This window comes from Steroidobacter gossypii (genome assembly GCF_016801985.1).
Classification (GTDB): Bacteria; Pseudomonadota; Gammaproteobacteria; order Steroidobacterales; family Steroidobacteraceae; genus Steroidobacter; species Steroidobacter gossypii.
This window is the reverse complement of sequence record NZ_JAEVLS010000002.1, coordinates 503,032-516,585: the sequence shown is the minus strand read 5'-3', so window position 1 is coordinate 516,585 and position 13,554 is coordinate 503,032. Positions and strand designations below refer to the sequence as shown.

12 protein-coding genes are annotated in these 13,554 nt (G+C 63.0%); 9 read left to right on the top strand and 3 right to left on the bottom strand.

The features are described 5' to 3' along the window. The first annotated feature begins 1 nt into the window (after position 1). The 8 genes from JM946_RS09465 to hypB are packed head-to-tail and all read left to right on the top strand — an operon-like array spanning position 2 to position 7,653. Complete coding sequence (locus tag JM946_RS09465) at positions 2 to 862, top strand: NHL repeat-containing protein (protein ID WP_203167046.1); 861 nt, start codon at positions 2 to 4, stop codon at positions 860 to 862. Then, on the top strand, positions 859 to 3,273 hold the full coding sequence (gene hypF, locus JM946_RS09460; protein ID WP_218042724.1) for a carbamoyltransferase HypF: 2,415 nt from the start codon (positions 859 to 861) through the stop codon (positions 3,271 to 3,273). The genes JM946_RS09465 and hypF overlap by 4 nt, the downstream gene beginning before the upstream one ends. Beyond that, positions 3,273 to 3,560 (top strand): HypC/HybG/HupF family hydrogenase formation chaperone, encoded by a 288-nt coding sequence (locus JM946_RS31550; RefSeq protein WP_203167045.1) that lies wholly within the window; start codon positions 3,273 to 3,275, stop codon positions 3,558 to 3,560. Before hypF ends, JM946_RS31550 begins: the two co-directional genes overlap by 1 nt. Then, positions 3,557 to 4,246 (top strand): D-sedoheptulose-7-phosphate isomerase, encoded by a 690-nt coding sequence (locus JM946_RS09450; protein WP_203167044.1) that lies wholly within the window; start codon positions 3,557 to 3,559, stop codon positions 4,244 to 4,246. The genes JM946_RS31550 and JM946_RS09450 overlap by 4 nt, the downstream gene beginning before the upstream one ends. After that, positions 4,243 to 5,373: a hydrogenase formation protein HypD gene (hypD, locus tag JM946_RS09445; RefSeq protein ID WP_203167043.1), complete on the top strand. Its 1,131-nt coding sequence runs from the start codon at positions 4,243 to 4,245 to the stop codon at positions 5,371 to 5,373. The genes JM946_RS09450 and hypD overlap by 4 nt, the downstream gene beginning before the upstream one ends. After that, entirely contained in the window at positions 5,366 to 6,433 is a 1,068-nt protein-coding gene (gene hypE / locus JM946_RS09440) for a hydrogenase expression/formation protein HypE (protein ID WP_322110917.1), read from the top strand. The genes hypD and hypE overlap by 8 nt, the downstream gene beginning before the upstream one ends. A gap of 12 nt (positions 6,434 to 6,445) precedes the next feature. Further along, entirely contained in the window at positions 6,446 to 6,784 is a 339-nt protein-coding gene (locus JM946_RS09435) for a hydrogenase maturation nickel metallochaperone HypA/HybF (RefSeq protein WP_203167042.1), read from the top strand. 50 nt (positions 6,785 to 6,834) lie between these two features. Next, complete coding sequence (gene hypB, locus JM946_RS09430; protein ID WP_218042723.1) at positions 6,835 to 7,653, top strand: hydrogenase nickel incorporation protein HypB; 819 nt, start codon at positions 6,835 to 6,837, stop codon at positions 7,651 to 7,653. 30 nt (positions 7,654 to 7,683) lie between these two features. On the opposite strand, the gene JM946_RS09425 is transcribed toward hypB, so the two are convergent. Beyond that, on the bottom strand, positions 7,684 to 9,168 hold the full coding sequence (locus JM946_RS09425; RefSeq protein WP_203167040.1) for a sensor histidine kinase: 1,485 nt from the start codon (positions 9,166 to 9,168) through the stop codon (positions 7,684 to 7,686). Between the two features lie 695 nt (positions 9,169 to 9,863). Between JM946_RS09425 and JM946_RS29970 the strand changes: the two genes are divergently transcribed. Further along, positions 9,864 to 10,010: a hypothetical protein gene (locus tag JM946_RS29970; protein WP_218042722.1), complete on the top strand. Its 147-nt coding sequence runs from the start codon at positions 9,864 to 9,866 to the stop codon at positions 10,008 to 10,010. A 7-nt stretch (positions 10,011 to 10,017) separates the two neighbouring features. Here the strand turns inward: JM946_RS29970 and JM946_RS09415 are convergent, their stop codons facing one another. Together JM946_RS09415 and JM946_RS09410 are read right to left on the bottom strand one after the other, a co-directional pair. Next, positions 10,018 to 11,034 carry a ribonucleotide-diphosphate reductase subunit beta gene (locus JM946_RS09415; protein ID WP_203167038.1) on the bottom strand — a complete coding sequence of 339 codons (1,017 nt, stop codon included), beginning with the start codon at positions 11,032 to 11,034 and terminating at the stop codon, positions 10,018 to 10,020. Between the two features lie 8 nt (positions 11,035 to 11,042). Then, positions 11,043 to 13,463 (bottom strand): ribonucleoside-diphosphate reductase subunit alpha, encoded by a 2,421-nt coding sequence (locus JM946_RS09410; protein WP_203167037.1) that lies wholly within the window; start codon positions 13,461 to 13,463, stop codon positions 11,043 to 11,045. Between the last annotated feature and the right edge of the window lie 91 nt (positions 13,464 to 13,554).

Below are 13,554 nucleotides of genomic sequence, written 5' to 3'. Positions count from 1 at the left end.
CATGCGTTCGGAGGGCCGCAACGGGCGCGGCGACGCGCACGCGGCGAGCGTCAACGTGCCGACTGGAATCGCCAGCGACCGTGGGGTGCTCGCGGTCGCGGATGCATGGAATCATCGGGTGCTGCTCTGGCACGAGTTGCCGCGCCAGGCCAATCAGCCTGCCGACGTCGTGCTCGGGCAGGAAGACTTCTCCAGCGCACTCGCAAACCGCGGTCTGCCGATACCGCGAGCGGATACGCTCAACTGGTGTTATGGCGTGGCCATCGTAGATGGGCGCCTGTGGGTTGCAGACACGGGCAATCGGCGTGTGCTGATGTGGCAACAGATACCCACCCGCAACGGCGCGCCGGCGGATCTGGTGCTTGGGCAGCGGGATTTTACGGGTCGCGACCTTCACATGCGTTGGCCGCACGCGATCGCCGGCGTCGGCAATCGATTGTTCATCACCGATGCTGGCGCCAGCCGCGTGATGGTCTACTCTCGCTTCGACCGCAACGATGCCCCTTACGATTTCGTGCTCGGCCAACGCGATTTCGACTCGGTCGAGCACAACCACTCCTCGTACTATCCGACTGCTACGTCGATGAACATGCCATACGGCGTAGCCGTGCAGGACAAACATCTGGTCGTGGCGGATACCGCGAACTCACGCCTGCTCGGGTTCGAGCTGTCGAACCTTGCGATGGGCGCCCCGGCCGATTACCTGTCCGGGCAGAGAGGGTTTACGGAAAAGGGTGAGAACCGCTGGGAGTCACCGTCGCGAGACACGGTGTGCTGGCCTTACGCTGTTGCGGCCTGCGGGCAGACGATCGTTGTCGCTGATAGCGGCAACAACCGAGTGCTGTTCTGGGGCGCCCGATGAGCCCGTCCCTGCCCTCGCATGCAATCACGCCCATCGGCCTGGAAATCCGAGTCCGTGGCCGCGTGCAAGGCGTCGGGTTCCGGCCCACCGTGTGGCGCTTGGCGCGCGACCTGGGTCTCTGCGGTGAGGTGCAAAACGACGCCGAGGGAGTGCTCATTCGCGTCAGCGGAGCGCGCGAGGCGATCTCCTCGTTTCTGGAAAGATTGGAACGAGCAGCGCCGCCGTTGGCGCGCATCGAGCGCATCGAGCCGCAACCCATCGAACCGCTGCTCACAGACGACTTCATAATCGCAGAGTCGCACGAAGGAGTGGTTCGCACGCAGATCGCACCGGATGCCGCCGTATGCGCGGACTGCGCGCGCGAGACTCTCAATCCTTTCGAGCGCCGCTATCGCTATCCCTTCACGAACTGTACGCATTGCGGGCCGCGCCTGAGCATTGTTCATGGCATTCCATATGATCGAACGGCGACCACTATGTCGTCCTTCGCACTGTGCGATTCGTGTGCCGCCGAGTATCGCAATCCAGCGGACCGCCGCTTTCATGCCGAAGCGATCGCGTGCCATCGTTGTGGGCCGCGAGTGAAACTGTTGCGTCTCGACGGCGGCATCGACAGCTTCGAGCGTCACTCCATGCTCGATGAGGTCGATGCGCTGTGCAGTCTCATGCACAAGGGGCATATCGTCGCCCTCAAAGGACTGGGTGGCTATCAGCTCGCATGCGACGCCACTCAGTCGCCGGCAGTGAGTCGGTTGCGAGAACTGAAGCGCCGGGGCGCCAAGCCGTTCGCGCTCATGGCGCGCGACCTCGACGTCATCCGCAAATACTGCGACCCGACGACTGAGGAGATTCGACACCTGAGTAGCGCCGAAGCGGCCATCGTATTGATGCGTGCCGCGGGTCCAGAGCGGTTGCCCGATGCGGTGTCGCCGGGACTCTCGACGCTCGGCTTCATGCTGCCCACCACGCCGCTGCATCTTCTGGTGTTGCGCCGTATGGAGCGACCGGTGGTGATGACCAGCGGCAACCTTGGCGAGCAGCCGCAGATCATCGACGATGCAGCGGCGCTGGAGCGACTTGCCGGAATCGCGGAGTATGCGCTCGTTCACGACCGCAACATTGCCACTCGCGTCGATGACTCAGTGCTGCGCGTGACCGCCAGAGGGGCCCAATTCCTGCGCCGTGCACGCGGATTCGCTCCGGCACCTATTGCGCTGCCGCCGGGTTTCGAATCAACCCGAAATATTTTAGCCATGGGCGGCGATCTGAAATCGACGGTTTGTCTGTTGCAAGACGGTCAAGCGATCCTTTCGCATCACATCGGCAATCTGGACAACGCCGCCACATTCGACGACTACCGGCATACGCTGGGACGGTATGCCGAATTGTTCGATCATGTGCCCGACGCGCTCGCCGCCGACCTGCACCCCGAATACCGCTCATCCAAGCTCGCACGCGAGCGTGCGGATAGCACGGGTTTGCCGCTGTTCGAGGTGCAGCACCATCACGCCCACGTGGCTGCGTGTCTCGTCGACAATGCACGAGCCCTCGCGGCACCGCCGGTGCTGGGCATCGTGCTCGACGGGCTCGGCTGGGGCGCCGACGATACGCTTTGGGGCGGCGAATTCCTGCTTGCCGATTATTCGATTGCACAGCGCCTCGGCACGCTCAAGCCAGTCGCGCTGCTCGGAGGTGATCAGGCAGCACGCGAGCCGTGGCGCAACCTGTATGCGCACCTGCGAGCGCAGATGGGTTGGGGCGAGCTCGCAATGAACTTCTCGGAGCTGCCGCTGTATGAATTCCTCGATCGGCAGCCGCGCTCGATCCTCGATGCCATGTTGAAGAATGCGATCAACGCGCCACTTGCCTCCTCCTGCGGCCGATTGTTCGACGCTGTGGCTGCGGCGCTCGACCTCTGTCGCGAACGACAGAGCTATGAAGGCGAGGCTGCGTGCCGCCTGGAATCGCTCGTGGATGACCGCACGCTGCGCGAGGAAAGCGACGACCTCGCCTACCCCTTCACGTTCCCAACCCTTGCGGGCACTGGATTGCCGTACATCGAACCGCTAGCGATGTGGCGGGCCGTGCTGGGCGATCTGATTCTCGAAACGCCGGCGCCGGTCATCGCGGCACGTTTCCACAAGGGACTGGCCCGAGCGCTCGCAGCGATGGCGACGAAGCTCGCACGCCGCGACTCACAGCGCCCGCTGTTCGATACGGTCGCGCTCTCGGGAGGCTGCTTTCAAAACGTGGTGCTGTTCGAGCAGACCGCGCATCGTCTCGAAGCAGCCGGGTTCACCGTGCTGTCGCATCGCTTGAGCCCCGCGAACGACGGTGGGCTCGCGCTCGGCCAGGCGGCCATTGCGGCCGCGCGGCTGCTGGCGGACGATCACGAGCGAGGGCAGCACTGATGTGTCTCGGAATTCCCGGCAGGATCGTCCGCATCGACGATGTCGATCGTAAGCTTGCGACCGTCGATGTTGCCGGCGTGAAACGCCAGATCAACATCGCCTGCATCGTCAATGAAGCGCACCCGGTGGAACATTGCGTCGGCGCTTGGGTGCTCGTCCACGTCGGATTCGCCATGGCGAGGATCGACGAGCGCGAAGCAGCGCTGACGTTGCAGATCCTCCAGGAGCTCGGCGAAGCGCAAGCCGAACTCGAGGCGATCGCATCATCCCCTGGGAGTTCGCCATGACCGGCTCGGATGACCTCAAGGGCCTGTATCCGTTTCTTCACGGAATCGGCCACTCCGAACCCGACCTGGAAAAGGCGTTGCTGGAGTCGGCGCTGCAGAAGGCACGCGATTCGCGCGCGGCCAATGAGCGTCTGTTTTCGGCGCAGGCCGCCACTCTCGTTCAGGCGGCCAAGGCGCTGGCAAACGTCTATCGCACGGGCGGTCGGCTGTTCTGCATGGGCAACGGCGGCTCGAGTTGCGATGCCGCCCACGTCACCGTCGAATTCCTGCATCCGATCACTGCCGGTCGGCCCGCGCTCCCGGCGATCAATCTTGCAGCGGATACGGCGATGCTCTCGGCGGTCGGCAACGATCTTGGCTTCGAGCACGTGTTCGTGAGACAACTGCTCGCACACGGGCGCGCGGCCGATGCTCTCCTTGGAATCTCCACGAGCGGCAACTCCGCGAACCTGATTGCGGCCTTCACGACCGCCAAGCGGCTCGGCATGGCAACCATCGGACTTGCCGGCGGCGACGGCGGGCGGATGAAGAGCGCCGGAGTCGTGGATCACTGTCTGGTGGTCGAGGCTGACTCGGTGCATCGGGTTCAGGAGTGCCACGTCACCGCCTTCCACATTCTGTGGGATCTGGTGCACACGCTGCTTGCCGACCAGCGCGGATCTGCGGGCACGGGGGCAAGCCCATGAAGTACGTTGATGAATTCCGCGACAGAGACAAAGCTGCGGCGCTCGCCACGGAGATCGAGAAACTGGCGTGCAGCATCGAAGGTGGCTCGACGCCGATTCACATCATGGAAGTCTGCGGCGGGCACACACATTCGATCTTCCGCTACGGCGTAGAGGAGCTGCTGCCCGCGCGCATCGAGCTCATTCACGGCCCGGGCTGTCCTGTGTGCGTGCTGCCGATGGGACGCGTCGATGATTGTGTCGCGATCGCCGAGCAGCCGAACGTGATCTTCACGACCTTCGGCGACGCCATGCGTGTCCCGGGTTCGCGCAAGAGCCTGATGCAGGCACGCGCCGAAGGTGCGGATGTGCGCATGGTTTATTCGCCAATGGATGCGCTTGCACTGGCTCGAGCGCATCCCGATCGCGAAGTCGTGTTCTTCGGCCTGGGTTTCGAGACCACGATGCCGGCCACCGCCTTGACCATATTGCAGGCGGATCGCGAAGCCATCGATAACTTCACGGTGTTTTGCAATCACATCACCATCATCCCGACCATCAAGGCGATTCTCGACAGTCCCGACGTGCGGATCGACGCCTTTCTCGGACCCGGCCACGTTTCCATGGTGATCGGCAGCGCGCCTTATGACTTCATCGCACGCCACTACCGGCGGCCGTTGGTCATCGCGGGCTTCGAGCCCCTCGATGTGCTCCAGTCGATCTGGATGGTTCTGAAGCAGATCAAGGAAGGTCGCTGCGAGATCGAGAACCAGTACGCGCGGGTCGCAGCGGCAGGTGGCAACGTCGCGGCTTTGCAGGCGATCGCGCGCGTGTACGAGTTGCGGCCCTTTTTCGAATGGCGTGGCCTGGGCTCGATCGACCACTCGGGCGTCCGTCTGCGACCGGAATACGCGCGTTTCGATGCCGAGCGCCGCTACGCGATCCCGAACGCGCGTATTGCCGACCCCAAGGCGTGCCAATGCGGCGAGGTTTTGAAGGGGGTGCTCAAACCCTGGCAGTGCAAGGTCTTCGGAACAAGTTGCACACCGCAGACCCCCGCCGGTGCGCTGATGGTTTCTTCGGAAGGCGCGTGCGCCGCGTACTACCAATACAGCAGCGCGAAGCAGCGGACTGGTGCCCGTGGGTAAAACTCACATTCGCCCGCAGCGGGTGCTCGGCAAGTTGCAAGTTGCCACCGTGACGCTGGCCCACGGCGGCGGCGGCAAGGCCATGAAGGATCTCATCGACGATGTGTTCGTCGCTGCGTTCGACAACAGCGACCTCGCCCCGATGGAAGATCAAGCGCGCCTGGACCTGGGCATGCTCGCGGCGGCCGGGGACCGGCTCGCCTTCACCACGGACGCGGTCGTCGTCGATCCGTTGTTCTTCCCTGGGGGTGACATCGGCAAGCTTGCGGTGTGTGGAACCATCAACGATCTCGCCGTGGGCGGCGCCATTCCGCTGTATCTCTCTTGCGCGGCAATCATCGAGGAAGGCACGTCCGTCGAGCTGTTACGGAAGGTTGCTCAATCGATGGCGCATAGCGCGCAACTCGCGGGCGTTCGCATCGTGACCGGGGATACCAAAGTCGTGCCGCGCGGCGCATGCGACAAACTGTTCATTACGGCCTCTGGGCTCGGCGTTATCCCCAAAGGGGTGCAACTCAATGCTCATGCAGCCCGGCCAGGCGACGTCGTGCTGGTGAATGGTTTGCTTGGCGAGCATGGCGCCGCCATTCTCGCCGCGCGCGGTGAGATGGCGCTCGACTGCACGATCGAGAGCGATTGTGCACCTTTGCACGAACTGGTCGCAGCGTTGCTCGCTCGCGCGCCGGGCGTGCGCTGCCTCCGCGACGCTACGCGAGGGGGCATTGCAACGGTGCTCAATGAGATCGCACAAGCCTCTCATGTCGGTATCGAGATCGACGAGGCTCAATGCCCCATGCGTGAGCAAGTCCGCGGGTTCTGCGAAATCCTCGGATTGGATCCGCTCTACCTGGCGAACGAAGGCAAGCTCGTAGCCATCGTCGCGCCCGAGGATGCGGACGCCGCACTGACAGCTTTGCAAGCGCACCCACTCGGCGCCGAGGCGCGCATCGTGGGCCGCGTGACTGAGCTGGAGCCGGGCCGTGTCGTCATGCGAACGCTGCTCGGCGGACATCGCATTGTCGACATGCTCGTGGGCGAACAGCTGCCCCGAATCTGTTGAGGTGCTCGGAAGATGCATGAGCTGGGCATCAGCCGTAACATCGTCGCGATTGTCGCAGAGGCGGCGGCGGGACGTCGGGTGCGGCGAGTGACCGTGGAGATCGGCAAGCTTTCCGGCGTGCTGGCCGATGCGGTTGCGTTCTGTTTTGAAGCCGCCGCGCACGGCACGCCGCTCCAGGGCGCCTCGCTCGACATCGTGGAGATCGAGGGCCGCGCCCGCTGCCTGTCCTGCGGCGTAGAGTTCAACTTGCCGAGCTGGAGCACGCCATGCTCGTGCGGCTCGCAACGGCTGGTGCCTCTGGCCGGTGAAGAATTGAAGATCAAAGCGATGGAAGTGGATGAGGTGCGCTGATGTGCGGTGTATGCGGTTGTGACGATGACGCGGGCGCGACGGCGCTCAACATGCAAACCGGCCAATTGATCGTGCTGGGCTCGCATGAGCACGTGCACGCTGACGGCACTCGCCACAGCCATCCGCCTCACCGCCTGCATCCGGGATCACACCATCTTCACGACCATACGCACGACCATTCGCACGACCACGGATCGAGCACGGTGGTGGAAATCGAGACGCGCATTCTCGCGAAGAACGATGCACTCGCGAGCGCCAATCGCCATTGGTTCAGCTCCCGCAAGGTGTTGTCGATCAATCTCATGAGCAGTCCCGGCGCGGGCAAGACAACGCTGCTCGAACGCACGATTCGGGATCTGGGGAACCGCACTCCGCTGCTGGTCGTGGAAGGCGACCAGGCAACGTCGAACGATGGCGAGCGCATTCGTGCAGCCGGCGCGCCGGTGGTGCAGGTGAATACCGGCACGGGCTGCCATCTGGATGCGCAGATGGTCGCGCGGGGCGTCGAGGAGCTCAATCCGCCAGCGGGGTCGATCCTGATGATCGAAAACGTCGGCAATCTCGTGTGCCCTGCCCTGTTCGACCTGGGGGAACACCGCAAGGTAGCGATCCTTTCGGTCACCGAAGGCGACGACAAGCCGGTCAAGTATCCACACATGTTCCGAGCGGCGGACCTGATCCTGATCAACAAGATCGACCTGCTGCCCTATGTCGATTTCGATCTGAGCCGGGCGCTTGCGCAGGTCCGCGCGGTCAATGCGGACGCCTCCGTTCTGTACACCTCCTCCCGCACCGGCGAGGGCCTGGATGAGTGGTATCGCTGGCTGGAGAGCCAGCGGCAAGCGCTGACTACGAGCGACGCAAACTGAGACGCGCCTAGGTTGCGCAGCTGCGCGAGGTCATTGGCCCACGGCCTGTACCGGCGCCTCCAAGGTCCACGAAGCACCCTCTTCAGGAAAGTCGAGCCGAGCACGACCCTTGAGATCAGCCCCGATCGCCTCGGCGATGAGTCTGGAACCGAAGCCTTTGCGAGTCGGTGGCGCCACCGGGGGGCCGCCGCATTCGCGCCAGGTGAGCCGGAACATTGCATTCGCGGCGCCTCCGGTAACCGACCACTCGATCAGCACCTTACCGGTTTCGGTCGACAGCGCGCCGTATTTAACGGCGTTCGTGCACAGCTCGTGCATTGCCATCGTAATGGCGAGGGCGGCCTTGGCGCCCAGATCAATCATCGGACCGCTGACGTGAATCCGCCGTGACGCCGTGTTGTGAACCGCGATCGCCCCCTCCACGACGTCCATGATGGGCGCAGTGCCCCATTGTGTTTGCGTGAGGATGTTGTGAGCTTTACCGAGCGCGAACAAGCGCTCGTTGATGACCTGCATCGCCTCCTTCGGCGTGGCGGCGTTGCGCAGCGACTGGGCGACGATTGCCTGCACCATCGCGAGCGTGTTCTTGACCCGGTGCGCGAGTTCGCGGTTGAGCAGTTGTTGGCGTGCTTCCGCGCGTTTGCGTTCGGTGAGATCGATGAACGTGCATACAGCGCCCTGAATCTCCCCGTCGCGGACGATCGGCAGGGCCCAGTACTCGACCGAAAAGCTCGTCCCGTCGGCACGAAATAGCAACTCATCGGGCACATGCATGTGCCGCCCCGAGTGCACCGCGCGGTAGATCGGGCAATCCTCTTTTTGGCAAGGCGAACCGTTGGCGCGGGCATGATGAATGATCTCGTGGAGGTCCTTGCCGATCACATCTTCCTCGCGTGCGAACCCGAGCATCTTCAAAAAGCTCGCGTTGCACAGCGTCGTCAGACCATCACGATCGATGCAGTAGACACCGTCGGCCGAGGACTCCAGTAACAGCCGCAGATCGGGCCGGCCGCGGTTGAGCGGCCGTTCCGCTCGCCGGACCGCATCGATGTTCTGAGCGACCACCAGCAGGTGCTGCGCCTTACCCTCGTCGCGAGCTACAGCAATACTGTTGCGCGTCCACACGTGGCTGCCATCCGGCCGCAGGTGACGGCATTCGATCAGCGCGGGAGCGCCGGTGTCGATTGTCCGGATCAGCGCATCCAGTGCGACAGCGAGATCCTCGCTTTGGGTGATGTCGTGGAAGCGCTTCTGCAGGAGTTCCGCGCGGGTGCGCCCGAACATGCTGGCGTACGCTTCGCTGACGAATAGATAGCGGCCGTCGAGATCGATCTGCGCGATCCCGACTCCCGCTTGGTCGAACATTGGTGCGAGGGCATGCTCCGCCCCGCTGAGGTTGGTGGGGATCACCGCTGTCTCCCGCCATACGTAGGCGGCGGCGCCGGCCATCGCATGGGAGGCTTCATCGCGGTCGGCCGAACGGTCGTATTCACGCTGCGCGAGCGGCGCATGCAACGTAGCAAAGGTGCGATATCCAGCAGAATAGTGGTGGGCGGCACGCGTGCGGCACTGCCTGCATCGGCCGGTGAGGTCGCATCAACGGTCGTCCCCTTAGCCGCGCATTGCAGGGCGTACAACGGCCTTCGCGACGAACGGACACTGGCCATCGCCGAACACGATCCTCTCCTCGGACTTTTCGCTGACGTAGCAATCGCCCTGGATCCGCAAGAAAACGTCGCGTTCCAACGCGCGTGGCAGGGAAGCTGCGTTGGCGTGATCCGCCGGCTGTTGCGACATGCTAAATCTCCTGCAAGAGGCCTGCTAGCCTGCCCGGTCCATTTCCTCAGGTGCGCGGACCGATACCTGGGGGACATTGATACCGGCAACGCTGCATGCTGCCGGGGGTGGCTGGTGAATGAAAGTCTTTGAACGCCTTACAAGTTCCCATCCGGTCGACGATGCGTCGACGCCCAATCCGACGAGCTTAGGATGCCGCAGACGTAGGGGTTGCGCCGGGTACGGACGTCGATGCAGTACGAGCCTGCCGGCCCCGACCAAAGCCGAGTCGCTTTCGCTGCAACCCCAGGAGCAGAACAACACTCGCGAGCGCCGCTGATTAGCCAGACCAGTACGCCCAACTGCCCTTGAGCCGTCGCTTTTACGTCAGCTGACTTGGCGTCATTCTCGCGAACGGCGACGCTGCCTTGCGCATGGTCAATATCATCATGGGGATGACCGCCAGGCGCATCAGTGTATTCGGATACCGCAACGCCGTCATCCGTCAGCTGGCGGCGCCTGAAGCGCCAGTGATCTACGGTTACGGCGCGACGTTAGGCGGGGGCCCGCGCCAACGTTGACGCGCCATCAAAAGGCTTCGTCGAAGGCGACCTCGCCCTGCACGCCAACTTGATAAGCCGAGACCCGCCGCTCGAAAAAATTCGTCAGCTCCTGCACGTCCTGCAGTTCCATGAACGCGAAGGGATTGCGGACGTTGTAGCGGGCCGGCAACTGCAACGCACGCAATCGCTGGTCAGCGACGTACTCCAGGTACTGCCGCATTTCGCGCCTGGTGAGCCCGACCACGCCGCCGGACAACACGTCCTCGGCAAAGGCTGCCTCGCACTCGACCGCCTCCTCGATCATGGTTTGCACTTGCTCCGCCCAAGAGGCGTCGAACAGGTGGGGCTCCTCCCGCCGCACGGTGTTGATCACCTCGAAGGCGAACGCCATGTGCGCGCTCTCGTCACGAAACACCCAGTTCGTGCCGGCGGCCAGGCCGGGCAACAACCCACGGGAGCGCAGAAAGTAGACGTAAGCGAACGCGCCGAAGAAGAACAATCCCTCGATGCAGCTGGCGAAACACGTCAGGTTGAGCAGGAAGCGCCGCCTGTCCGCCTCGCTCGCGATCTGTTGCAGTCCGAACACTTCATCAGTCCACTTCTGGCAGAACTGCGCCTTGCGACGGATCGACGGAATGTTCTCGATGGCGGCGAATGCCTGCGCTCGACGTTGCTGATCCGGGACATAGTTATCCAGCAGCGTCAGGTAGAACTGGATGTGCAATGCTTCTTCGAACAACTGGCGCGACAGGTACATCCGCGCCTCGGGCGAGTTGATATGCCGATACAGGCTGATGACCAGATTGTTCGACACGATCGAGTCGCCGGTCGCGAAGAACGCCACCAATCGCTCGATCAAATGCCGGTCGGCCGGCGTCATGCGCTGGCTCAGGTGCCCCAGGTCGATCTGGAAATCGATCTCCTCGACCGTCCATGTGTTCTTGATCGCAGCCCGGTACATTTCATAGAAGCGCGGATAACGCATCGGCCGCAACGTGAGGTCGAAACCGGGGTCGAGCAACGAGGCGTTACGGGAAGTCATGACGGCGCTCACTGGCAGGCCTCGCACATTTCAGGATTTTCCAACGAGCACACCACCGCCGCCGAGTCGCTGACCTGCGCCTGCGTTGCCTGCACGGTCGTCTTGGCGATATTTGTCGCGGGGCGCGAGCGCAGGTAGTAGGTGGTCTTCACGCCGCTCTTCCACGCGTACATGTACATGCTGGAAAGCTGGCCGATGGTGGGATTGGCGATGAACAGGTTCAGCGACTGACTCTGGTCGATGTACGCACCGCGCGCAACGGCCAGATCGATCAGCGCGCGCATGGGGATTTCCCAGGCCGTTCGATAGATCGCACGTAGCGCCTCGGGAATTTCGGCAATGCCCTGCACCGAGCCGTCGGCGAGCTTGATCTGATTGCGGATCTCATCCGTCCACAACCCGAGCTGCTTCAGCTCTTCGACCAGGTAACGGTTCACCTGCAGGAAGTCGCCCGAGAGCGTCTCGCGCTTGAACAGGTTGGACACCTGCGGCTCGATGCACTCGTAGCAACCGGCGATCGACGCGATCGTAGCGGTCGGCGCGATGGCGATCAGCAGGCTGTTGCGCAAGCCATGTGCCTCGATTTCGTCGCGCAGCGCATTCCACAGCGCCAGATCCGATGGCGTCACACTCCAGCTGTCGAACTGCAGCTCCCCGTCCGACGCTCGCGTGTCTTTGAAGGCGTCGTGGGGTCCCAGCTCGCGCGCCAACTCCATCGAGGTTCGCAGCGCGTGAAAGTAGATCGTCTCGGCGATGCGCGTCGAAATTTCCTTCGCCTGCGGGCTGTCGAAGGACAGGCGCAACTGGAAAAACACGTCCTGCAGGCCCATCACGCCCAGTCCGATTGGTCGCCAACGCATGTTCGACGCACGCGCCGTGCCGATCGGATAGAAGTTCAGGTCGATGACGCGATCGAGCTGACGCACGGCGGTCTGCACGGTTTGTGCGAGCTTGTCAAAATCGAACGCACCGTCGGTGAGGTGACGGCCGAGATTGATCGAGCCAAGATTGCACACGGCAGTCTCGCCTTCACTGGTAACTTCGAGGATCTCGGTGCAAAGATTCGACAGGTGGATCGTATTGCCGGCGCGGGCAGTCTGATTGCCAGCACGATTACACTTGTCCTTGAAGGTCATCCAGCCGTTGCCGGTCTGAGCGAGCGTGCGCATCATCCGGGCGTACAGATCGCGGGCACGCACCTGCTTGCGCGCAACACCCTGCGCTTCGGCTTGAATATAGGCCGCTTCGAACGCCTCGCCCCACAAGTCGGGCAGCTGCGGCACGTCCTTGGGATCGAACAGCGACCACATCTCGTCGGCCTCCACGCGACGCATGAACAGATCGCAGATCCAGTTGGCAATATTGATGTGATGCGTACGGCGGCCTTCGTCGCCCGTGTTGTCGCGCAACTCCAGGAACGCTTCGATGTCCGCGTGCCACGGCTCGAGATACACGCAGGCCGCACCCTTGCGCTTGCCGCCTTGATTGACCGCCGCGACCGAGGAATCAAGCGTCTTCAACCACGGCACGATGCCGTTCGACAGGCCGTTGGTCGCGCGAATCAGCGATCCTTCCGAGCGCACGCGGTGCCATGCGACGCCGATGCCGCCGGAGAACTTCGATAACAGCGCGATCTCCTTGTACTTGTCGTAGATGGACTCGAGCGAGTCCGAAGGCGAATCGAGCAGGAAGCAACTCGACAGCTGTTCGTGCCGCGTGCCTGCGTTGAACAGCGTCGGCGAGCTGGGAATGTAGTCGAGCGACGAGAACACATGATACAGGTCGATCGCTTCGTGCACGTTGGTGCTCAACGCGCAAGCAATCCGCATCCAGAACTGCTGCGGAGACTCCAGCGCAAGGCGGCGCGTCGGATGCTTCAGCAAGTAGCGATCGTAGAGCGTCTTCAGGCCGAAGTACTCGAACTCCTGAGTCCGACGGGCGTCGATGGCGTCATTCAGCTTACGAGCATTGCTCTCGACGAAGCTCATCACGCGCTCGTTGATCAGCCCCACATCGAAGCCAAGGCGGATGGACTGCGAGAACGAATACACGCCCATCCCCTGCACTTCCTTGTCGATGAAACCCGCGAGCAGGCGAGCCGCGAGGCGCGAGTACTCCGGCTCTTCGAACGTGAATGAGGCGGCCGTGCGAATCGACAACTCGTCCAGCTCGCGCGTGGTCGCGCCATCGTACAGGCCGGCAATGGTCTTCAACGCGACGCGCATCGGATCGACCGCGTCGAGACCATCGCCACAGCGCCCGACCGCTTTGACGATCTTGTTCACATCGACGGCTTCACGCTCGCCATTGCGTTTCGTCACTCGCATCTGCGTGCGAGCCGAATGCGGTGGTGTGAGATGAAAGTCGGCCTGAGGAGAGTCGGCACGCGCAGGCGCTTTGCCTGCGGTGGCGGGAGCGAGCGTTTCCATCGTGTTCTTGTGTCCCCGAAGCGTTGGGGCTCGCAGCATGAAGGACGACGAACGGCTCTCGCGCGTTGGCACGAACCGGTACGGCGGCCTT